Annotated in this window: 10 protein-coding genes; all 10 read left to right on the top strand. The window is 75.9% G+C overall.

Going from position 1 to position 23,150, the window contains the following annotated elements; translation table 11 throughout:
• Window positions 1-163 precede the first annotated feature (163 nt).
• Genes ACNJ93_RS30960 through ACNJ93_RS30915 form a run of 10 tightly spaced genes read left to right on the top strand, consistent with a single transcriptional unit; the run spans window position 164 to window position 23,150 of the window.
• Entirely contained in the window at window positions 164-958 is a 795-nt protein-coding gene (locus ACNJ93_RS30960; protein ID WP_418960773.1) for a thioesterase II family protein, read from the top strand.
• On the top strand, window positions 955-2,619 hold the full coding sequence (locus ACNJ93_RS30955; protein ID WP_418960772.1) for a condensation domain-containing protein: 1,665 nt from the start codon (window positions 955-957) through the stop codon (window positions 2,617-2,619). Before ACNJ93_RS30960 ends, ACNJ93_RS30955 begins: the two co-directional genes overlap by 4 nt.
• Window positions 2,609-4,498: an amino acid adenylation domain-containing protein gene (locus ACNJ93_RS30950; protein ID WP_418960771.1), complete on the top strand. Its 1,890-nt coding sequence runs from the start codon at window positions 2,609-2,611 to the stop codon at window positions 4,496-4,498. The genes ACNJ93_RS30955 and ACNJ93_RS30950 overlap by 11 nt, the downstream gene beginning before the upstream one ends.
• Window positions 4,495-9,111, top strand: coding sequence for a beta-ketoacyl synthase N-terminal-like domain-containing protein (locus ACNJ93_RS30945; RefSeq protein WP_418960770.1), 4,617 nt, complete (start codon window positions 4,495-4,497; stop codon window positions 9,109-9,111). Before ACNJ93_RS30950 ends, ACNJ93_RS30945 begins: the two co-directional genes overlap by 4 nt.
• The gene (locus ACNJ93_RS30940) at window positions 9,108-10,376 is read left to right on the top strand and encodes a MupA/Atu3671 family FMN-dependent luciferase-like monooxygenase (protein ID WP_418960769.1); all 1,269 of its coding nucleotides are present in this window, start codon (window positions 9,108-9,110) and stop codon (window positions 10,374-10,376) included. The genes ACNJ93_RS30945 and ACNJ93_RS30940 overlap by 4 nt, the downstream gene beginning before the upstream one ends.
• Entirely contained in the window at window positions 10,373-14,503 is a 4,131-nt protein-coding gene (locus ACNJ93_RS30935; RefSeq protein WP_418960768.1) for a non-ribosomal peptide synthetase, read from the top strand. The genes ACNJ93_RS30940 and ACNJ93_RS30935 overlap by 4 nt, the downstream gene beginning before the upstream one ends.
• Window positions 14,496-15,752: an MFS transporter gene (locus ACNJ93_RS30930; protein WP_418960767.1), complete on the top strand. Its 1,257-nt coding sequence runs from the start codon at window positions 14,496-14,498 to the stop codon at window positions 15,750-15,752. The genes ACNJ93_RS30935 and ACNJ93_RS30930 overlap by 8 nt, the downstream gene beginning before the upstream one ends.
• Entirely contained in the window at window positions 15,749-19,042 is a 3,294-nt protein-coding gene (locus tag ACNJ93_RS30925; protein ID WP_418960766.1) for a condensation domain-containing protein, read from the top strand. The genes ACNJ93_RS30930 and ACNJ93_RS30925 overlap by 4 nt, the downstream gene beginning before the upstream one ends.
• A complete protein-coding gene (locus ACNJ93_RS30920) occupies window positions 19,039-20,649 on the top strand; it encodes an AMP-binding protein (protein ID WP_418960765.1) in 1,611 nt (536 codons plus the stop codon). The genes ACNJ93_RS30925 and ACNJ93_RS30920 overlap by 4 nt, the downstream gene beginning before the upstream one ends.
• On the top strand, window positions 20,646-23,150 hold the full coding sequence (locus tag ACNJ93_RS30915) for a non-ribosomal peptide synthetase (protein WP_418960764.1): 2,505 nt from the start codon (window positions 20,646-20,648) through the stop codon (window positions 23,148-23,150). The genes ACNJ93_RS30920 and ACNJ93_RS30915 overlap by 4 nt, the downstream gene beginning before the upstream one ends.

The raw sequence follows: 23,150 nt of genomic DNA, 5'->3' as shown, positions 1-23,150 counted from the left end.
CGTCATGATCAAGGCTGGTGCCGTCTCATGATCGACGAGGGACCGCAGACACATTCGGGGGCACGATGCGGCGGACGGTCAGGCATTTCAGGGTTGTCGGGCCCGAATGGGGCGGCGGCGCACACGACGGCGGAAAAACGGACGTCCTTACGGGAGTCCCGCGATGACGCGCGAGAACGCGCCCGAATTCGCCCGCTGGATCCGCCGTTTTCACCCCCGGCCGGCCGCGGAGCACACCCTGGTCTGTTTTCCGCACGCGGGCGGAGCGGCCAGTTACTACCACGGGCTGTCGGCGGCGCTCGGCCCCGACGTGGAGGCGCTGGTCGTCCAGTATCCGGGGCGGGAGAACCGTCTCTTCGAGGACCCGGCGCCCTCCGTCGAGTGGCTGGCGGACGCCGTGGCCGGCGTGCTGGAGGCCGGGGCCGTGGAGCGCCCGGTGTTCTTCGGGCACAGCATGGGGGCGATCGTCGCCTTCGAGACGGCTCGGCGCCTGGACCGTACGTCCGCCCGGCCCGCGGCCCTGGTCGCGTCGGCGTCCGCCGCGCCCTCGCACCCGGAACCGCGCGCGCCGCTTCTCGACGCGCTCGCGGACGAGACCGACACGGAGATCCTGGCCGGGATCATGGGGCTGGGCGGCACCGACACGGACGTGGCCGAGCACGCCGAGCTGATCCGGCTGGTCCTGCCCGCCGTGCGGGCGGACCTCTCGGCCCTGGCCCGGTACCGGGTCGCCCCGGACGCGACGGTGCGGTGCCCGGTCGTCGTGTACGCGCCGGAGGACGATCCGAGCGCTCCGGCGCGGGACGCGGCGCTCTGGGGGCGTCACACGGCCGGCGGCACAGCCGAGGTGCACCGCTTCGCGGGCGGTCACTTCTACTTCGCGTCCCTGGCCGGCCCGTTCCTCGACCGGCTGCGGCTGACGGTGCGCGCCGCCGGGACGGGGGTCGCGTTCGCATGACCTCCGGTGGATTCGTCGCCGAGGAGCTGGCCCGGTTCTGGTCGGAGCTGCTCGGCGTGCCCGAGGCGGAGCCCGGCGCGCGGTTCACGGCGCTGGGCGGGGACGGAGCGACCGCCGAGCGGCTCGTCGAACGCATCGACGAGGAGCTGGGCGTGCGGGTGTCCGCGGCCGAACTCCTCGACGCCGACACGCTGGAGGCCATGGCGGCGGCCGTCGGCAGCGCCATGCGGGCCCCGGCCTCCGGGCCCGGCGGCTCCGGGACGGCCGCTTCCCCGTCGGACGGCCCCCGGCCGCTCCCCGACGGGCCCGGGGACCGGCCCGCGCTCTCCTTCGCCCAGCAGCGGCTGTGGTTCATGCAGCAGATCGACCCCGAGAGCACCCTGTACAACGTCCCGACCGTGCTGCACCTGCGCGGCTCCCTGGACCGGGCGGCGCTCGGGCGGGCGCTCGACGCGCTGGTGGCCCGGCACGGCGTGCTGCGCACCACGTATCCGGCCCCGGCCGGCGTACCGCACCAGCTGATCGCCCCGCCCGCTCCGGTCCCGCTGCCCTGCTCCGACGTGTCGGGCGCGGGCGACCCCGAGGCGGAGGCGCGGCGGATCGCCGCCGAGGAGGCCCGGCGGGTGTTCGACCTCGCCGCCGGTCCCCCGCTGGCGGCCCGGCTCGTACGGCTCGCGCCCGACGACCACCGGCTCGTCCTGACGTTCCATCACATCAGCGTGGACGGCGCCTCGGTGGAGCTGCTCGTCCACGAGCTGGGCGCGCTGTACGGCGCGCCCGGCGGGCTGCCGGCCCCCGCCCTGCAGTACGCCGACTTCGCCGTCTGGCAGCGGGACCGGCTCGCCGGGGAGGCGCTCGACGCCCTGGTGGCACACTGGCGCTCCGTCCTCGGCGACGACCCGCGCGCCACGGAGCTGCCGACGGACGGGTCGCGGCCGCGCCAGAAGAGCTTCCGGGGCGCGGTCGCCCGCCGGTTCCTCGCCCCCGAACTGGTGCGGGCCGTACGGGGCTTCGCGCGCGACGCGCGGGCCACGGCGAACATGACGCACCTGGCCGCCCTGTACGCGCTGCTGGCCGGCTGGTCCGGGGCGGACGACGTGACGGTGGGCATACCTGCGGCCGGGCGGTCCCGGGCGGAGCTCCAGGACCTGGTCGGCTGTCTGATCAACATGGTGCCGGTGCGCGCCCGGCTGGACGGGGCGCCGGGCTTCCGGACCCTGGTCGGCCGGACGCGGACGGCGGTCCTGGACGCCGTCGCCCATCAGGACCTGCCGTTCGACAAGCTCGTCGAGGCGCTGGTCTCGCGGCGCGGCCGGGGGGATTTCCTGCCGGTGTTCCGGGTGATGTTCAGCTATCTCGGCGAGCGCCGTCCGCCCGTGTTCGCCGGACTCGGTCCGTGCGCCCTCGATCTGACGGGGCCTCAGGACACCGCGAAGTACGACCTCAGCCTGTACGTGGAGGAGCGCGGCGGGGACGCCGTGGAGCTGTCCCTGGAGTACGACACCGACCTGTACGGGGCGGCCACGGCGGCCCTGCTGCTCGACGCGTACGAGGGGATCCTCGCGCAGGCCGTCGCCGCGCCGGACGAGCCGGTCGCCGCCCTGCCCGCCGCCCGCGCCCTCGCCCCCGGCCACGAGAGGAAGACCGACCTTGACCGCTGACGCACGCGTCCCCGGCCCGGCCGCGGCCGCCGACGGCGAGCCCGGCACCCTGCACCGGTGGTTCGCGCACCAGGCGGCGCTGCGCGGCGAGGCCGTCGCCGTGACCGGCCCCGACGGGCAGCTGACGTACGCCGCGCTGGAGCGGGACGCCAACCGCCTGGCCCACCACCTGAGGTCGCTCGGCGTCGGCCCCGAGGTCCCGGTGGCGGTCTGCATGGAGCGGACCACCGGCCTGGTGACGGCGCTGCTCGCGGTGCTCAAGGCAGGCGGGGCCTACGTGCCCGTGGACCCGGCGAGTCCCGCGGAGCGCCGCGCGTTCCTGCTCGCCGACGCCGGGGCGGCGGTGCTCGTCACCGACCGCGCCGACGGTCCCGCGGGCGCGGCCGCCACGGTGGTGACCGGCCCGGGCGGCACGGACCTGTCGGGGTACCCGGCCACCGCCCCCTCCGACGGGGGCGCGCTGCCGGCGAACCTCGCGTACGTGATCTACACCAGCGGCTCGACGGGCACGCCCAAGGGCGTCATGGTGGAGCACCGCCAGGTCACGGCGCTGCTCACGGGCACCCGCGGCCGGTTCGGCTTCGGCCCGGACGACGTGTGGTCGATGTTCTCGTCCGCCGCGTTCGACGTGTCGGTGTGGGAGCTGTGGGGCGCGCTGCTCCACGGCGGCCGGCTCGTGGTCGTCCCGGACGACACGCGCCGCTCGCCGCAGGACTTCCACGCGCTGCTGCACCGCGAGCGGGTCACGGTGCTCAACCAGACGCCGGCCGCGTTCCGTCAGCTCGTGCGGTACGAGGAGGAGTCGCTGGAGCGGGGCGTGAAGCCCGCCGGACTCGCGCTGCGCGTGGTCGTGTTCGCCGGCGAGGCGCTGCCCCCGGAGACGCTGCGGCCGTGGCTCGACCGGCTCGGCGACTCCTGTCCCGAACTGGTCAACATGTACGGGATCACCGAGACGACGGTGCACTCCACGTACCGCCGGATGACCGCCGCCGATCTGGCGAGCCCGGCGAGCATGATCGGCGAGGCCCTCGACGGCTGGTCGCTGCGCGTGATCGGCCCCGACGGCGTCGAGGCCCCGGCGGGGACGCCCGGCGAGCTGTACGTGGGCGGGGCGGGCGTCGCCCGCGGCTATCTGGGCCGCCCGGCGCTGACCGCCGAGCGGTTCCTGCCGGACCCGGACGCCGCCGTGCCCGGCGCCCGCCGCTACCGCTCGGGCGACGGCGCCCGGCGCTCGGCGGAGGGCGGGGACCACGCGTACCTGGGGCGGCTCGACCACCAGGTGAAGATCCGGGGTCACCGGATCGAGCCGGGCGAGATCGAGCACGCGCTCGCCCGGCACCCGGCGGTCCGCGACGCGGTGGTGGCCGTGGACCGGGACACGGCCGGGGACCCGCGCCTGGTGGCGTACTGGGTGCCGGTCGCGGCGGGCGCCGGGGACGCGGCCGACGCCTCGGACCTGCGCGAGCACCTGACGCGGACGCTGCCGGCCTACATGCTGCCGAACCTGTTCGTCGTCCTGGACCGGCTGCCGCTGACCGTGAACGGCAAGGTGGACCGGCGGGCGCTGCCGGCGCCGGAGGCGGTGCGGCCGGACCTGGCCACCGGTTTCGCGGCGCCCGCGGGGCCGGTGGAGGAGGCCCTCGCCGGCATCTGGGCGGAGCTGCTGGCCGTCGACCGGGTGGGCCGCGACGACGACTTCTTCGAGCTGGGCGGTCATTCGATGCTCGCCACCCGGGCCGCGGCCGTGGCCAAGGAGCGGCTCGGCGTGCCGGTGACGCTGCGGATGCTCTTCGACCGGCCGACCGTACGGGAACTCGCGAGCGGTCTGGAGGACCTGCTCGCCGCACGCCACGACGACACCGACGAGGGGACCGCATGACCGAGGGGACCTACGGGACGGAGCTGCCGGAGCAGAGCGTCGCCATCATCGGGATGAGCGGACGCTTTCCCGGTGCCCCTGACGTCGACGCGCTGTGGCGGCTGGTCGTGTCGGGCGGCGACGGCGCGACCCGGTACACCGACGAGGAACTGCTCGCCGCCGGCGTGCCGCAAGCGGTCCTGGAGGACCCGGCGTTCGTCAGGTCCGGGTATCCGCTGGCCGGTCACGACCGCTTCGACGCCGCCTTCTTCGGGATGTCGCGGTCCGAGGCCGAGTTGACGGACCCTCAGCACCGGCTGCTGCTGGAGACCGCGTGGCAGGCGCTGGAGCGGGCCGGGTACCCGGCGGGCTCCTGCGAGGCCCGCACCGGGGTGTTCACGGGCGTGGCGGCCAACGGCCATCTGCGGGAGCGGGTTCCTCAGGACGGGCCGGACGGGCGGGTGTCGGACGAGATCCAGGCGGGGATCGGCAACGACCCGGGGATGCCGGCGCTGCGCGTCTCGTACAAGCTGGGGCTCACCGGCCCGAGTCTGACCGTGCAGACGGCCTGCTCGTCGTCGCTGGTGGGCGTGCACCTGGCGGTGCAGTCGCTGCTGTCGCGGGAGTGCGACCTGGCGCTCGCGGGCGGGGTGGCGGTCCGGGAGCTGGAGCCGAGCGGCTACCGGTACGAGGAGGGGGCGATCCTCTCCGCGGACGGGCGCTGTCGCCCGTTCGACGTGCAGGCGGGCGGCACCGTCTCCGGCGACGGGGTGGCCGTGGTGGTGCTGAAGCGGCTGGAGGAGGCGGTCGCGGACGGCGACCACATCCACGCGGTGATCCGGGGCTCGGCGGTCAACAACGACGGCTCCGACAAGATCGGGTTCACGGCCCCCTCGGCCCGCGGCCAGGCGGAGGTGATCTCCGAGGCGCTCGCGGTGGCCGGGGTCGAGCCGGGCTCCGTGCAGTACGTCGAGGCGCACGGCACGGCGACCCCGCTCGGCGACCCGATCGAGGTGCAGGCGCTGACCGAGGTGTTCGGCCCCGGGCTTCCCGCGGGCTCCGTCCACCTGGGCTCCGTGAAGTCCAACGTGGGCCACCTGGACGCGGCCGCCGGGGTGACCGGCCTGATCAAGGCGGCCCTGGCGCTGGAGCACCGGCACATCCCGCCGACCGCCCACTTCACCGCCCCGAACCCCCGGCTCGCCCTCGACAAGGGCCCGTTCCGGGTGGACGCCGAGGGCCTGCCCTGGCCTCAGACGCAGGAACCGCCCCGGGCGGGGGTGAGCGCCTTCGGCATCGGCGGCACCAACGCCCACGTCGTGCTGGAGGCCCCGCCGCGTGCCGAGACCGCCCCTGAGCCCGGCGGCTGGCAGGTGCTGCCGCTGTCGGCGCGGACCCCCGAGGACCTGCGGGCGGCCGCGGACCGGCTGGCCGACGCGCTCGACGCGGGATCCGGTCCGGGCCTCGCGGACACCGCGTACACGCTGCAGGTGGGGCGGGCGGCCCTCCCGCACCGCCGTACCGTCGTCGCCTCCGGCCGTGCCGAGGCCGTGGCCGCGCTGCGCGGGGCGCCGGCAGCGACGGAGCCCGCGGTGGCCGACGGGCAGGCCCCTTCCGTCGTGTTCCTCTTCCCGGGGCAGGGCGCGCAGTACCCGGGGATGGGCGCGGAGCTCTACCGCACCGAGCCCGTGTTCCGCGAGGCGTTCGATGCCTGCGCGGAGATCCTCAAGCCGCTGACCGGCTGGGACGTCCGCGAGGTCGTCTTCGCGACGGACGTGGAGGACCAGGCGGAGGCCGGCGCGCGGCTGCGGCGGACGGGGTACACCCAGCCGGCCGTGTTCTGCGTGGACTACGCCGTGGCGCGGCTGCTCGCCTCGTGGGGGGTGCGGCCGGACGCGATGACCGGACACAGCCTCGGCGAGCTCGTCGCGGCCTGCGTGGCCGGGGTGTTCGGGCTTGAGGACGCGTTGCGGGTGGTGGCGCGGCGGGCCGAGCTGATGCAGGAGCTGGCGCCCGGCCGGATGCTGTCCGCGCTGCTCGACGAGAAGGCCGCGGCCGAGCTGGTCGCGGGGACCGGCGCCGTGATCGCCGCCGTCAACGCGCCCGGTTCGTGCGTGGTGGCGGGCACCCCGGAGGAGGTCGCCGCGGCCCGGCGGCTCCTGGAGGAACGCGGCGTCGCGGTGAAGGAGTTGGAGACCTCCCACGCCTTCCACACCCGCCTGGTCGAGCCCGCGCTGCCCGGACTCGCCGAGGTGCTGCGCTCGGTGACCCTGCGCCCGCCGTCGGTGCCGTTCCTGTCGAACGTGACCGGCACCTGGATCACCGACGAGCAGGCCACCGACCCGGAGTACTGGGTCGCGCACACCCGGGAGCCGGTCCGGTTCGCGGACGGCCTGTCGACGCTGGCCCGGCGCGGCCCGGCCGTCCTGGTCGAGGCCGGGCCCGGCAGTCAGCTCACCGGCCTGGTGCGCAGCCATCACGAGCCGCGCCCCGTGGTGACGCTGCTGCCGCGCCCGCGCGGCGGGGCGCCGGCCGCCGAGGGCCGCACGCTCCGGGAGGGCCTGGGCGAGCTGTGGCGGCACGGGGTCGCGGTCGACTGGGCCGCGCTCCACACGGGCCGCGCCCCGCGCCGGGTGCCGCTGCCCGCCTATCCGTTCCAGGGGCCGGGCCACCTGCTGCCCCGGCTCGGCACGACGGCCGCGGCCGGAATCCGCACGGACCCGGCGCGCTGGACGTATACGCCGGTGTGGCATCCCGCTCCGCCGCCCGGTGAGCCGGCGGACACCCCGCAGTGCTGGCTGGTGCTCGCCGACGGACGCGGGATCGCCGGGGAGGTGGCCGCGGGGCTGCGCGAGCGGGGGCTCACGGTCGTCACCGTGGCGCGGGGCGACGTGTACGCCCGGACCGGGGAGCACGCGTTCACGGCCGACCCGGCGCGGACGGACGATCTGCCCCGCGTCGTCCGCGAGTTGCGCGCCGAGGGCCTGGACGTCGACCGGGTCCTGCACGCCTGGCTGGTCACCGGGCCCGGCGAGGACGGCCGGGACGCCGACGCCCGCCACGCCGACGCCCTGGACCGCGGTTTCCACGCCCTCGTGGGGCTCGTGCAGGAGCTGGACGCGTCGGGCGAGGACCGCCCGGTGCGGATCGACGTCGTCACCGACGACCTCCAGGCGGCGTACGGCACGGCCGTCGTGCGGCCCGAGCGGGCCACGGTGCACGGCGCGGTGACGGTGCTTCCGCAGGAGTACACCTGGCTGACCTGCCGGACGGTGGACGTGAGCCCCGGCGCCGGTCCGGACGCCCCGGCGGCGCTCGCCGGGCGGCTCGTCGCGGAACTGACCGGCCCGGGCGCCGAGTCGCCGGTCGCGTACCGGAGCGGGACGCGGCTGCGGCGGGCCTTCGCGCCGGTCGCGCTCGAGCCGGTGCCGGCGGAGCGGGCGTGGCCCGAGGGCGGCGGCTACCTGGTGACGGGGCTGCCCGGAGAGGCCGGCCTGGTCTTCGCCGAGCACCTGGCGCGGTCCGGGGCCCGGCTGCTGCTGGTCGGCGAGCCGGAGCCGCGGGCGGACGCGGCCGGGGACGGGGAGACGCCCGCGGACGTGGACGCGGCGCGGGAGCGGGCCGCGCGCCTGGCCGCGCTGCGGGAGGAGCGGAGCGACGCCGTGGCGTACCGGGCGGCGGACCTCGCGGACCCGGAGCAGGTCCGGGCGGTCGTGCGGGAGGCGCGGGAGCGGTTCGGGCCGGGCGGGCTGCGCGGGGTGCTGCACTTCCCCGAGGCCCGCGGTTCGGGCCTGGTGGCCCTGAAGGCGCGGGAGGACTTCGACGCGGTGCTCGCGGCGCGGGTCCGGTCCACGCTGCTGCTGGACGAGGCGCTGGCGGACGAGCCCGACACGTTCCTGCTGGCGGGCTCGGCGACCACGGGCGTCACCGGGGGCTTCGGCCAGTCGGAGAACGCCGCGGCCGCCGCCTTCCTGGACGCCTACGCGCACGCCGCGACGGCGGGCGGCCGCCGGGCCGTCGCGTTCGACGTGACCCAGTGGGCGTGGGACGACTGGTTCGAGCGGCAAATGGCCGGGCTGCCGGACGTACGGGCGCTGTACGAGCGGCTCCGCCGCGAGCAGGGCGTACCGGCGGACGAGGGTGTGGCCCTCGCCCGGGCCGCGCTGGCGGGCGGGCTGCCGCAGGTGGTGGTGTCCCGGGCGGACTTCCAGGACGTGCTGGCCGACGGGGCGAACCTCTCGGCGTCGGCGTTCACCGACGCGCTCGGCGGCGCGGAGGGCACGGACGACGCGTGGGATCCGGCGTCGGTGTGGCCGGACGACGAACTCGCCCAGTCGGTGGCCCGGATGTGGCGGGACATGCTCCGGGTCTCCCCGATCGGCCCGGAGGACGACTTCTACGAGCTGGGCGGGAACTCGCTGTTCGCCATCCAGATCGTGAGCCGGCTGCGCCGGGAGCACGGCGACTTCCCGATGAGCGCCGTGTTCGAAGCGCCGACCGTGGAGGGGCTCGCGGCGGCGATCCGGGCGCACCAGGCGGAGGCGATCGGTCTGGACGAGTTCGAGGCGCTGCTGCGCGAGGTGGAGGGCCTGTCGGCCGACGAGGCCGAGGCGAAGCTGCAGGAGGAGGCGTGAGCGTGCCGGAGGGAACGGCGGGGGCGGACGACGCCCGCGCGATGCGGGAACGGCTGGCGCGGCTGTCACCGAGCCAGCGGGCCGTGCTGGAGCGGTCCCTGCGGGAGCGGAAGCTGCGGGCGCCCGAGGAGCTGGACACCGGGAACCGGGCCCGCGGGCCGGTGCGGCCGGCGGCGCCGCGCCGGTCGCGGCGGCCGGGCAGCACCATGGACTTCAGCCTGTTCTTCTTCTCCGGCGACGGCACGGCGGCCGGACCGGGCAAGTACGAGCTCCTGCTCGACTGCGCCCGGTTCGCGGACCGCAACGGTTTCGGCGGGATCTGGGTGCCGGAGCGGCACTTCGTGGACTTCGGCGGCCTGTACCCGAACCCGTCGGTGCTCGCGGCGGCGCTCGCGGTGGTGACCGAGCGGATCCAGATCCGCGCGGGCAGCACGGTGCTGCCGCTGCACCATCCCGTCCGCGTGGCCGAGGAGTGGGCGGTCGTGGACAACCTGTCGGGCGGCCGGGTCGGCATCTCGGCGGCCTCGGGCTGGCACCCGGACGACTTCCTGCTGGCGCCGGGCGACGGTCAGGAGCGCTATCCGCGCCGCAAGGACGAGATGTTCGAGGCGATCGACGTGATCCGGCGGCTGTGGGCGGGCGAGACCGTGGACCTGCCGCGGGCCGACGGCAGCCCGCAGAGCGTGCGGTCGCTGCCCCGGCCGCTCCAGCCGGAGCTGCCGGTGTGGGTGTCCACCCAGGGCAGCACCGAGACCTTCGTCCGGGCCGGGGAGATCGGCGCCCATCTGCTGACGGGTGTGGGCGCGCAGTACCCGGCGCATCTGAAGGACAACATCGCCGCGTACCGCGAGGCGCGCGCCCGCGCCGGGCACGACCCGGCGGCCGGGCGGGTGACGGCGATGGTGCACGCCTTCGTGTGGCCGGACGACGAGGAGGCGCGGGAGCTGGTCCGGGGTCCGCTGACCGGCTACCTGAAGTCGTTCCTGGCGCAGCAGGACAGCTTCGACAGCGAGTTCGCCAAGCTGGACGAGGCGGAGCGCGACGTCATGCTCGACCGGGCCTTCGCGCGCTACTTCGACTCGCTGGCGCTGCTCGGCACCCCCGACAAGTGCGAGTCGCTGATCGAGGACCTGGTGGACCTGGGCGTGGACGAGGCCGCCTGCCTGGTCGACTTCGGCGTCGCGCCGGAGAAGGTGCTGAAGGGCCTGGAACTCCTCACCGAACTCAAGGACCGGTACCGGTCCGAGGAAGGGCGGCAGCCGTGACCGACCTCTCGTCCCGGCTCGCCGGACTCACCCCGGCGCAACGGGCCCTGCTGGACCGGAAACTGCGGGAGCGGGCCGCGCGGAGCGCGCCGGCGAAGGGCGCGGGCCCCGTCACAAGGCGCTCCGGCGGGAACCGGGTGCCGCTCACGGTGGATCAGGAACGGATCTGGCTCATCCACCAGTTCGACCCCGAGGACCCGGTCTACACGGTGTACTTCGCGTCGCGGTTCCGCGGCGACCTCGACACCGGGGCGCTGCAGCGGGCGGTGGACGCGTTCGTCCGGCGGCACGAGGCGATGCGCACGACGTTCGCGCAGGACGGCGAGAAGCCGGTGCAGGTGGTGCACCCGTCGATGGAGGTGCCGATCCGCCACGTGGACCTGCGGTCCGTGCCCGAGGCGGACCGCGAGGCGGAGATGCTGCGGCTGGCCACGGCGGAGCTGCGCGTGCCCTTCGACATCGTGACCGGCCCGCTGCTGCGGCTGACGCTGCTGAAGCTCGCCGAGGACGAGCACGTCCTCGTGGGCGCGGTGGACCACCTGGTCTGGGACCGGGGCTCGATGGGCATCTTCAACACCGAGATCGCGGAGCTGTACTCGGCGTACGCCACCGGCCGCGAGCCGAAGCTGCCGGACGTCGAGGTCCACTACCCGGACTACGCGGTGTGGCAGCCGGGCTGGCTGCGCGAGGAGATCGCCGACCGGCATCTGCCGTTCTGGAAGCGGCAGCTCGACGGCGCCGACCTCGTGCTCGACCTGCCGACGGACCGGCCGCGCCCGCCGGTGATGACCTCCCGCGGCGCCCGCCACCAGTGGCCCTTCACCCCCGAACTGACCCAGGGAGTAAGGGACTTGGCGAAGCGGGAGGGGGTGTCCGTCTTCGTCGTGCTGCTCGCGGCCTGGCAGGTGCTGCTGCACCGGCTCTCCGGGCAGGACGACATCGTCGTCGGCACCACCTCGTCCACCCGCGGCCGGCCCGAACTCGAGTCCACGATCGGCTACTTCCTCACCATGCTGCCGCTGCGCTCCACGCTGCGGCCCGCGACGACGGTGCGGGACATGCTGCGGGCGACGCGGACGACCATGCTCGGCGCGGTCGACCACAACGACATCCCGTTCGGCACGCTCCTGGACGAGCTGGACCTCGACCGCGATCCGAGCCGGACGCCGGTCTACCAGTCGTCGTTCGTGCTGGTGGACTTCCTCCACGAGGAGCAGGCGTCCATGGCGGGCCTGACGGTGGAGGAGCTGACCCTCGACAACGCGACCGCCAAGGACGACGTGATGCTGGCCGTCGCCGACGATCCGGCGGTGGCCGAGGACCACTTCCACTGCCTGCTGGAGTACAACACCGACCTGTTCGACGAGAGCACGATGGCGCGGACGGCCCGCCAGTACACCCGGATCGTCGAGCAGATGGTCGCGGACCCGGGCCTGGCCGTGGCGGATCTGTCGCCGGTCGGCCCCGAGGACGCGCACCGGATGCTGGTCGAGTGGAACCGCACCGGGGCGGAGCGCGAGCCGGGGCTGCGCCTGGAGGACCTGATCAGGCGTCGCGCGCTGGCCACGCCGGAGGCCACCGCGGTGACCTGCGGCGACGAATCGGTGACCTACGCCGGGCTGGTGGAGCGGGCCGGGCGGCTCGCCTCGTACCTGCGGGAGCGGGGCGTCGCCGAGGAGTCCGTCGTCGGCGTGTGCCTGGACCGGTCGGTGGACCTGGTGGTCGGGCTGCTGGGCGTGCTGATGGCGGGCGGCGCGTATCTGCCGCTGGACGCCGCCCATCCGCCCGCCCGGCTCGCGGACATGACCCGCGACGCGGGGGCCCGCCTGGTGCTGACCCGCTCGGAGTTCCTCGACGCGCTCGCGGACTGCCCGGGCGAGCGGGTCTGCCTGGACGCCGACGCGCGAGCCGTCGCGGCCGCCGCGCCGGAGCCGCCGCGGCTCGCCGGGTCCGAGGACGGGCTCGCGTACGTCATCTACACCTCCGGCTCCACGGGCCGCCCCAAGGGCGTGGAGGTCACCCACCGCAATCTGGTGAACCTGCTCCTGGCGATGGTCGACGAGGTGGGGCTGCGGCCGGGCGACGTGCTCGGTGCGGTCACCCCGGTCACCTTCGACATCGCCGGCCTGGAGCTGTACGCGCCGCTGGTCGCCGGGGCCCGGACGCACGTCGTGCGCAAGGAGGAGACGGTCGACGGGCGCCGGCTGGCCGAGGTGCTGGCCGAGACGGGTACGACCGTGCTCCAGGCGACCCCCGCCACCTGGCACCTGCTCGTCGAGGCCGGCTGGGAGAACGACGGCGGCCTGCGCGCCCTGGTCGGCGGCGAGGCACTGCCGCCCGCGCTGGCCGAGCGGCTGGTCCGCGGGCCCGGCCGCACCTGGAACGTGTACGGCCCGACGGAGACCACGATCTGGTCCACCGCGCACCGGCTGGACAGCGGCACGGAGCAGATCTCCATCGGCCGCCCGCTCGCCAACACCCAGGTGTACCTGCTCGACGAGCGGCTGCGCCCGGTGCCGGTCGGGGTGCCCGGCGACCTGTATCTGGGCGGCACCGGCGTGGCCCGCGGCTACCGCGGCCGGCCCGGTCTGACGGCGGAGCGGTTCCTGCCCGACCCGTACGCGGACCGGCCGGGCGCGCGGATGTACGCCACCGGCGACCGGGCGCGGTGGCGCGAGGACGGCACGCTGGTCTTCCTGGGCCGGGACGACGGCCAGGTGAAGCTGCGCGGCTTCCGGATCGAGACGGGCGAGATCGAGGCGCGCCTGGAGCGGCATCCGGCGGTGGCCCGCGCGGTGGCGCTGGTCCGCGAGGACCGGCCGGGCGACCGGCGTCTCGTCGCCTATGTGGAGCCCGAAGGCGAGGCCCGTCCGGCGCAGGAGGAACTGCGCGAACACCTGCGCGAGTTCCTGCCGGACTACATGGTGCCGTCGGCGATCGTGCGCCTTGACGCCTTCCCGCTGAACACCAGCGGGAAGATCGACCGGCGGGCGCTGCCCGTGCCGGTGGTCGAGCGCGGGGCCGGCGGCTACGTGCCGCCGCGCGATCCGCTGGAGCTGGAGGTCGCGCACGTCTGGGAGGAGGTCCTCGGCGTCTCTCCGGTGGGGCTGCACGACCGGTTCTTCGACCTGGGCGGCCACTCGCTGCTGGTGCTGCGCCTGATGGCCGAGATCGAGCGGCGGTTCGGCCGGCAGCTGCCCATGGCGGCGATCTTCCGCGGCGCGACCGTGGAGCGGTTCGCGCGGATGCTGCGCGAGGGGTACGAGGAGGAGGACGCGGTCCACCTCGTCGAACTGGGTCCCGGCACGGGCGCGGACGGCGACGGCACGGCGAAGGGCGCCCCGGTCTTCTTCGCCCACCCGGCGGGCAGCGAGGTCGTCTGCTACATGCCGTTCACCGAGCTGCTGGAGGGCGGCCGGCCGCTGTACGCACTCGCCTCCCCGCCGCCCGTGGACGGACGGCTGCCGTTCGACGGCTTCGGCGAGCGGGCCGCCGCGTACGCGGAGCTGATCCGCGGGGTGCAGCCCGAGGGGCCGTACACCCTGGTCGGCTGGTGCTACGGCGGCGCCAACGCGTACGCCGTCGCCGCCGAGCTGGAGCGAGCCGGGGAGCGGGTGTCCGTGGTCATGATGGACGCGCACCCGCCGGCGGTGGTGCCGGAGGGCGAGGAGCCCGACCGGGCCGACATCGTGGAGGCCGTCGCCGCCAACCTCCAGTGGGACTACGGCGAGGGGCTGAAGCCGGCCGCGGAGCTGCGCGGGATGACCGACGAGGAGCACCTCGACCATCTGCTGGGGCTGGCCCGCGCCTCGGACTATCTGCCGCCGGACGCCGGCCGGGAGCAGATCGCGCACGTGCTGGAGCTGTGGGAGGCCAACCTGCGGCTGCTGTGGAACTTCCGCCCCCGCCCGGTGTCGGGCCGCGTCACGCTGATCCGGGCGGCCGAGGAGACGCACGACCCCGCCGGGGCGTGGCGGGAGCTGACCGGGCGTGACCTGGACGTCCGCACGGTGCCGGGCAACCACTACTCGATGATGCGCCGTCCCCACATCGAAGGGGTCGCGCGCGTGCTCGACGAAGTGCTGCGGGACCAGGACGCCGCGACGGAAGGCCGCACTCATGCTTGAACTGCTCAAGGACCGGATGTACATCCGGTACTGGCTGGCCGTCGTGGCCTCGTTCCTCGGTGACGCCATCACCAAGATCACCCTGATCTACGTGGTGGCGACCGAGACGGAGAACCCCGTCCTGTACGTGTCCTTGGTCGTCATCGCGCAGATGCTGCCGTCCGGGGTGCTCGGCGCGTTCGTCGGCCCGCTGGCCGACCGGATGCCGGCCCGGGTGCTGATGGTCGGCTCGGACCTGGTCCGCGCCGTCCTCGCCCTGATGATGATCGCCGTGCGGGACTCGCCCGTACTGCTGCTCGTGCTGATCCTGCTGAGCGGTATCGGCAAGTCGTTCTTCGAGACCGCCCGGCTCACCGCGATCCCGCTGATCGTGCGCGGCCACAGCATCCCCACGGCCGTGGCCCTGTTCCAGTCGACGAACCACACCCTGAACCTGGTCGGCCCGGCGATGGGCGGACTGCTGCTCGCCTTCGGCAGCGTCACGACGGTGTTCGTCATCGACGCGGCGACCTTCGTCGTCTCGGCGCTGCTGCTCGCCAGCATGACGGTGCTGCGCGAGGTTCCCGTGGGCGGCGGCCCGCGCGAGCCCTACTGGCGGTCGCTGCGCACCGGTCTGCACGGGGTGCTGGCCGCGCCCTCGCTGCGCTTCCTGGCCGTGGTGCTCGTGCCGGTGATGCTCGCGCTCGGCCTGTTCAGCACCAACCTCAACTCCCAGCTGCTCACGGTGTTCGAGCTGGAGCCGTTCGACTTCGGCCTGGCCCAGGCGGCGTTCGGCGCCGGCTCGGTCGCCGGAGCCCTGCTCGGGCCGCCGCTGGTACGCCGCACCTCCGACCGGAAGCTGCTGATCGGGTCGATCGTGCTGTTCGGCGTCTCCCTGCTGCTGCTCGACCCGACGGGCCGGCTGCGGGACACGCTGGGCGTGCCGGTCGTGCTGGTGTGGTGCCTGATCGCCGGTCTGGGCTCGGGCCTCTTCCAGGTGCCGGTGGCCAACACCCTGCTCAGCGACATGCCGGAGCACCTGCGCGGCCGGGGCGTCGGCCTGTTCAACGCCCTGATGGTCAACTTCACCGTGCTCGGCGTGGTCCTCGGCGGTGTCACCGCCGACCTGGCCGGCGTCGCCGAGTCCATCGTCCTCACCGGGGCGCTGCTGCTGCCCGCCGCCCTCCTCATCGCCCTGTCCCCGCTGGGCCGTCCCCGCCCCGAGGCGGCGGGCCGACCGGCGCCCGTCGAATCGGACGTGACCTCGTGACCACGAGCCCCGAGGAGCTGCGCCTCCCCCTCACCCCCGCCCAGACGAGACTGTGGACCGCGGCGCAGCTGCGCCCGCGCGACCCGTTCCTCACGGTGCCGTTCGCCGTGGACCTCGACGGTCCGCTGGACCGGGAGGCGCTGGGCCGCGCGCTGGCGGAGCTGATCCGCCGCCACCCGGCGCTGCGCACCCGGATCACCCGGGGCGCGGACGGGGAGCCGGTGCAGTCAGTACGGGCCGCGGCCACGTCCGGCGGGGCCGGGTCCGGACGGGCCGAGGCCGCGGTCGCGTCCCGCGAGGCCGCGTCCGACCCGGCCGAGGCCGCGTCCGGCCTGCCCGTCGAGTCCGGCCTTCCGTCCCCGGAGTCCGTCACGCCTGCCGAAGCGGCCGCGCTCGCCGAGGAGTTAGCGGCCGAGCCGTTCGACCTCGACGGCGGCCCGCTGACGCGGCTGCGGCTGCTCCGCCTCGGCGACACGGCCCACCGCCTGCTCGTCGCCGTCCACCACCTGGTCTTCGACGGCGCGTCCCTCGCCCTCTTCGTCTCCGAACTCGCCGCGCTGTACGAGGCGTTCGCCAAGGGCGAGCCGTCGCCGCTGCCGGAGCCGCCCGTGGCGTACGGGGACTTCCTGGCCGCCAGGACCGCCGAGGACCTGCGGGACCGCGCGGAGCACCTGCGGTACTGGACCGGCCGGCTCGCCGGCGCGCCCGAGGTGCTGGAGCTGCCGGTGTCCGCGCCGCGCGGCCCTGCCGCGGGGCACGCCGGCGACCGGCGCACCACGCTCGTGCCCCCGGCCGTGGTGGACCCGCTGCGGAAGCTGGCGCGGGCGCGGCGGTGCAGCCTGTACATGGTGCTCAAGGCCGCCGTCGACGCGGTGCTGTCGGGGTACGGCACGACGGACGTGCTGACCGGCATGGCGCTGTCCGGCCGGGACAGCACCGAGGCCGCCGGGGTCGTCGGCTATCTGACCCGTCCGGTGGTGCTGCGCTCCGACCTGTCGGACGACCCGCAGTTCGGCGAGCTCCTCGGCCGGGTGCGCGGCGACCTGCTGGACGCCCTGGACCACCCGGACCTGCCGATGGACGAGGTGATCGACGCGCTCGCCGTCGGCCGGGATCCGAGCCACCACCCGCTGTACCAGGTCGCGTACACCCACCAGCCGGCCGCGCCCGCGCACCGGGCGGGCGAGCTGGTGTTCCGGGCGGAAGAGCTGCGGCTGCCGACGACCAAGGCCGATCTGGCGATCGACACGCTGGAGACCGACGACGGCGGGCTGCTCGCCCTGGCCGACTACCGCACCGACCTCCTCGACGGCGCCGACGTCGAGTTGCTGCTCGCGCGGCTGCGGACGGTCCTGGAGCGGGTGGGCGCCGATCCGGGCCTGCGGGTGTCCGCGCTGCTGCGGCCGGACGAGGCGGAGGTGCGGCGGTCGCTCGCGCGCTGGAACCCGCCGCGCGCGGCCGCCACGGCGGAGGCGTGCGTGCACGACCTGGTGGCCGCCCAGGCCGCCCGCACTCCGGACGCGGTCGCGGTGGCCTCCGGGCCGCGCACCTGGTCGTACGGCGAACTGGAGGAGCGGGCGGAGGAGTTGGCGGGACGGCTGCGTGCCCTCGGCGTGGGGCCGGAGGTCCTGGTCGGGGTGTGCGTGCCGCTGTCCTTCGACCTCGTCGCCGCCGAGCTGGCGGTGTGGAAGGCGGGCGGCGCGTGCGTGCCGCTGGATCCCGCGCTGCCCGCGTTCCTGCTGCGGATCGCGCTGGACGACGCGGGGGTGGACACGGTGCTCGCCGACCCGGTGGCCGCCCCGTTGTTCGACCGCACGAGGGTGCGGGTGCTGACCTCCGACCTCTCCGACGCGGTCCCCGCACCGACACCCGCACCGGCTCCCGCGTCCCCGGCGGCGGCCGGGCCGCGGAACGCCGCCGCGGTGCTCCGCACCTCCGGGACGACCGGCGAGCCGCTGCCGGTGGTGCTGGAACACCGGCAGCTCGCCTCCCGGTTGGCCTGGGCGGCGCGCGAACTGCCCGCCGACGTGCTGGAGTCCGTGGTCCCGCTGGGCGTCCCCGACGCGCCGGGCGCGGTGTTCGAGCTGTTCGCGCCGCTGGTGCGGGGCGGCCGCGTGACGCTGCCCACCGGTGAGGCGTCCGGCACGGTGTACGCGGCGCCCTCGCTGCTCGCTTCCCCCGACGGGACCGGCATCGGCGCGGCGCATGTGCTCGCGGCCGGGGAGCCGCTGGCGCCGGCGCAGGTCCGCGAGACGTACGAGGCCGGGGCGACGGGCGTGCACCACGTGTACGCGGCGGCCGAGACCGGCGGGCCCGCGCTGGCCGGACCGGTGGCGCCCGGCGCGGACGGGCCGGTGCCCCTGGGCCTGCCCGCGGACGCCACGGTGTACGTCCTGGACGGCGCCGGGGAGCCGGTGCCGCCGGGCCGCGTGGGCGAACTCCACATCGGCGGCGCGGCCGTGGCCCGTGGCTACGCGGGCCGGCCCGGACCGACCGCCGAGCGGTTCCGGCCCGACCCGTACGGCGCCGAGCCCGGCGGCCGGCTCTTCGCGACCGGCGACCTGGCGCGCTGTCTGCCCGACGGGCGGCTGGTGTTCGCCGGGAGGCGCTCCGAGAGGATCCGGGTGCGCGGGGTCCCGGTGGCGACCGTCGACGTCCGGGCGGCGCTGCTCGCGCATCCGGGCGTGGCACGGGCCGAGGTCGTCGTGGACGAGGAGGCCGCGGGGACGGTGGCCGCCGTGGTGGCCCGGTCCGGCGCGGTGCTCACCGCCGGCGTCGTGCGCGCGCACCTGGCGGGGACGCTGCCCCGCCGCATGCTTCCGGAGCGGCTGGAGGTCCTGGACGGGCTGCCGCTGCTGCCGAGTGGCCGGACCGACCGCCCGGCACTGCTGCGGGCGGTCGCGGAGGCGGCCGGGCGGCGGGCGGAGCAGGCCGCGGCCGGCGCGGCCGACCGGCCGGTGAACGAGACCGAGCGCCTGGTCGCGGACGTCTGGCAGCGGGTGCTCGGCCGGAGCGTCGGCCCGGAGACGGGCTTCTTCGACGCGGGCGGCAACTCGCTGCTGCTGATCCGGCTGCGGGACCGGCTGCGCGAGGCGCTGGGCCGCGAGGTCGAGGTGGTCGACCTGTTCCGGCACTCCACGGTGCGGGCGATGGCCGCGCACTTCGGCGGCGCCGAGGTGCCCGCGCCGCGGTCCGCCCCGACCGGCTCGGACCGGGGACTGGCCCGGCAGCAGGCCCTGCGGACACGGGCACGGGCCCGTGCGACACGTACCGGAGAGAGGAACCGATGACCGCCCGCCCGATGTCCGTACCCGATCCCGGCGACGCCGCGAACCAGCGCACGCTGTACCAGTGGTTCGAGGAGGCGGCCCTGAGCGTGCCGGACCGCCCGGCCCTGGAGCTCGGCGCCCGGGTGCTCACGTACGCCGAGCTGCGCGCCAGGGCACTGGCGCTGGCCGGGCGGCTCGTCCGCAAGCACGGCGGGGTGCCGCGCCGGGTGGCCCTCGTCGCCTCGCGGACCGTCGGCGCGTACGCGGGCTACCTGGCCGTGCAGCGGCTCGGCGCGAGCGTGGTGCCCCTGAACCCCGACCACCCCGCGCCGCGGAACCTGGACGTGGCGCAGCGCGCCGGCGTCGAGGCGGCGCTCGTGGACCCGCGGGCCGACGGGCTGTTCCGGCTGCTGCCCGAGCGGTACCGGCCGACCGTCCTCGAACTGTCCGACGACGACACGGAGGGCGACGAGCCGTTCGACGCGGACCTCCCTCCGGTCCCGGACGACCTGGACGCCGAGGCGTACCTCATCTTCACCTCCGGGTCGACCGGTCAGCCGAAGGGCGTGCCGATCCGGCACCGGCACGTGTCGCCGTACCTGGCGTACAACATCGACCGCTACGAGCTGGCGCCGGGCTGCCGGCACCCCCAGGTGTACGGGCTCACCTTCGACGTGGCCTGCTACGACCTGTTCGTCACCTGGGGCGGCGGCGCGACGCTGGTCGTGCCGTCGGTGGAGGAGCTGTTCCGCCCGGTCGACTTCATCGTGGACCGCGAGCTCACCCATTGGTCGTCGGTGCCGTCGGTGGTGCGCGAGGCGCAGCGGCTGGGCCATGTGCCGCGGGGCCGGGCGGTCACGCTGCGGCACACGTCGTTCGGCGCGGAGACGGTGACGCGGGAGAACGTGGAGCTGTGGCGCGAGGTCGCCCCGCACGCGCAGATCCACAACGTGTACGGGCCCACGGAGGTGGCGATCGGCTGTGTGGACCACCGGCTGACCGGGCCCAGCGCCGACTGGCCCGAGTACGCCGGCGGAGCCGTGCCGATCGGCCGGCCGTACCCGCACATGGAGGCGGTGCTGCTCGGCGAGGACGGGCTCCCCGCCGACGACGGCGAGCTGTGCCTGCGCGGTCCGCAGCGCTTCGACGGCTACCTCGACCCGCGGGAGAACGCGGGCCGGTTCCTCACGTACGAGGAGGGCGCGGGCCCCGCCGTGGTGCACGACGGCACCGGCCCGCTGACGGACCGCCACTGGTACCGCACCGGCGACCGGGTGCGCCGCGAGGGCGGGGTGCTCGTGCATCGCGGGCGGCTCGACCAGCAGGTCAAGGTGCGCGGCCACCGGGTGGAGATCGGCGAGGTGGAGGCGGTGCTGCGGCGGCACCCGCACGTGGTGGACGCGGCCGTGGTGCCGGTGCCCGCCGAGGACGGGGAGACGGAGCTGGCCGCCGCGTACGCCGGGCGCCCGGTGGACGCCGAGGCGTTCGACGCCTGGCTGCGCGACCGGATGCCGCTGCACATGGTGCCGTCCCGGCTGCGGCTGATGGACGGGCTGCCGCTCAACGACAACGGAAAGACGGACCGCAACGCGCTCGTGCGGATCCTCGGCACTCGGGAGACGTCATGACGGAAGCGCTGGACGCGACGGCCTGGTGGCGGGCCGCGCTGGACGGACTGGAGCCGCTGGAGCTGACGGCGGACCGCCCCCGCCCCGCCGGTCCCGGCGCGGAGCCGGGCACGGCGGAGCTCGTCCGCGCCGTGCCGGCGGCCACCGCGGACGCCGTGCGCAAGGCGGCGGCGGAGCACGGCGTCGGTCTGCCGGCGGCGCTGCTCGGCGGGTTCCGGGCCGTGCTGGGCCGGTGGGCCCGGAAGGACGACGTGGCGGTGGGCGTCCCGGCCGACGGGAACCTCGTGGTGGTCCGCACGCGCCTCGGCGACCTGTCCTTCGGGCCGCTGGCGGCGGCCGTGGACGCGGCCCTGGAGCAGGCCCGTGCGCGGGCCGGGGTCCCGTTCCCGGAGCTGGCCGCCGCGCTCGGCGCCGGGCCGGAGGGGTCGGGCGGTCACCATCCGCTGGTGCAGGCGGTGTTCGGGGCGGAGCCCGGGGAGTCCGGCGCGTACCGGGCTGCCGCCGGGAGCTGCCCGCCGGACCTGGCGCTGACCTGGGCGGAGGAGGAGGACGGCGGGCTGCGGCTCCGGTTGGAGTACCGGACCGCGCTGTTCGCCGCCGGGACCGCCGCGCGGTTCGCGGACGGGCTGCTGACGCTGCTGGCCGCCGCCGGGGACCGGCCGGACCGGCCGGTGCGGGAGCTGGACGTCGTCCCGGAGGAGGAGCGGGAGACCCTCCGGGCCTGGGGCCGCAACCCGGTCGCGTACCCCGAGGGGCGCACGGTCTGGGGGCTGTTCGCCGCGCAGGCGGCCCGGACGCCCGACGCGGTCGCCGTGGTCTTCGGGGACGAGGAGGTCACGTACCGGGAGCTGGAGGCGCGGGCCGGGCGGCTCGCCCGGCGGCTGCGGGGTCTCGGCGTGGGCCGGGACGTGCCCGTCGGGGTGTGCCTGACGCGCGGGTCGGGGCTCGTCGTGGCGCTGCTCGCGGTGCTGCGGGCGGGCGGGGCGTACGTGCCGCTGGACCCCGAACACCCGGTGGAGCGGCTGGCGTTCGTGCTCACGGACACGGCGGCCCCGGTCGTCGTCACCGAGGAGTCGCTGCGCGGGCGGCTGGCCGGGGAGCGGACCCTGGTCGTGGTGGACGCGCCTGAGGAGGCCGCGCCCGCCGACGGGGGCACTGAGGCCGAGCCGGCCGGCGCCGGTCCGGACGACCTCGCGTACGTGCTGTACACCTCCGGATCCACCGGCACCCCGAAGGGCGTGGCGGTGACGGTCGGTTCGCTGACCGGTCTGCTGCACGGGATGCGCGACGTGTTCCCGGCGCCGGAGAGCGACCGGGTGCTGTTCGCCACCTCGGCCGGCTTCGACATCGCGGCCGTCGAGGTGTTCCTGCCGTTGATCACCGGCGGGCGGATCATCGGCGCCGACCGGACGCAGGCGCGCGACCCGCGCGCCCTGGCCGGGCTGATCGACCGGCACGCGGTGACGCTCGTCCAGGCCACGCCGTCGGCGTGGCGGCCGCTGCTGGACGCGCTCGGGGACGGCCCGCGCCGGTTCACGGTCTTCACCGCCGGCGAGGCGCTGCCCGCGGAACTGGCGGCGCGGATGCTCCGCACCGGCCGCCGCGTCGTCAACGGGTACGGCCCGACGGAGACCACGGTGTACGCGACGCTCGCCGAGATCCGCGAGGCGTCGACGCCGGTCCCGATCGGGCGGCCCACCCCGAACACCGAACTGTCCGTGGTGGACGGGCACGGGCTGCCCGTCCCTGTAGGCGTGCCCGGCGAACTGCTGGTCGGCGGCGCGGGCGTGGCCCGGGGCTACCTGGGGCGGCCGGACTTGACCGCGGAGCGCTTCGCGGACGGGGTGTACCGGACCGGGGACCTGGTGCGCTGGCTGCCCGACGGGAACCTGGAGTTCCTGGGCCGCCTCGACCAGCAGGTCAAGCTCCGCGGCTTCCGCGTCGAGCCGGGCGAGACCGAGGCGGCGCTCCTCGCCCACGAGGACGTGGCCGCCTGCGCGGTGACCGTGCGGGACGACGCCGTGCCCGGGGAGCGGGTGCTCGTCGCCTATTGCGTACCGGCGGCCGGGCGGACGCCCGCGGTGACGGCGCTGCGCGAGTGGTGCGGGCGGACCCTGCCCGACTACATGGTGCCGGCCGTGTTCGTGTTCCTGGACGCCCTGCCGCTGACCGGCAGCGGCAAGACCGACCGTGCGGCGCTGCCCGCGCCCGGCGGGGACCGGACCGGCGCGGAGGCGGAGTTCACCGCGCCGCGCAACGCCGCGGAGCGGGCGGTCGCGCGTGTGTGGGCCGAGGCGCTGTGGGCGGACGAGGTGGGCGCGTACGACGACTTCTTCGCGCTGGGCGGCGACTCGCTGACCGCCACCCGGGCGGCCCTGAAGCTGCAGGAGGAGTTCGGTCTGGAGATCCCGGTCCAGGTGCTGTTCGCCTGCACGACGGTGGAGTCGCTCGCGCGGGCCCTGATGACGGTGCGCCGCGGCGGCGACTGGCCGGCGGTATGA

The sequence above is a fragment of the Streptomyces tritici genome, from assembly GCF_048500665.1.
Lineage (GTDB): Bacteria > Actinomycetota > Actinomycetes > Streptomycetales > Streptomycetaceae > Streptomyces > Streptomyces tritici.
Note: the sequence above shows the minus strand (reverse complement) of the source record. Positions and strands in the feature narration are given on the sequence as shown.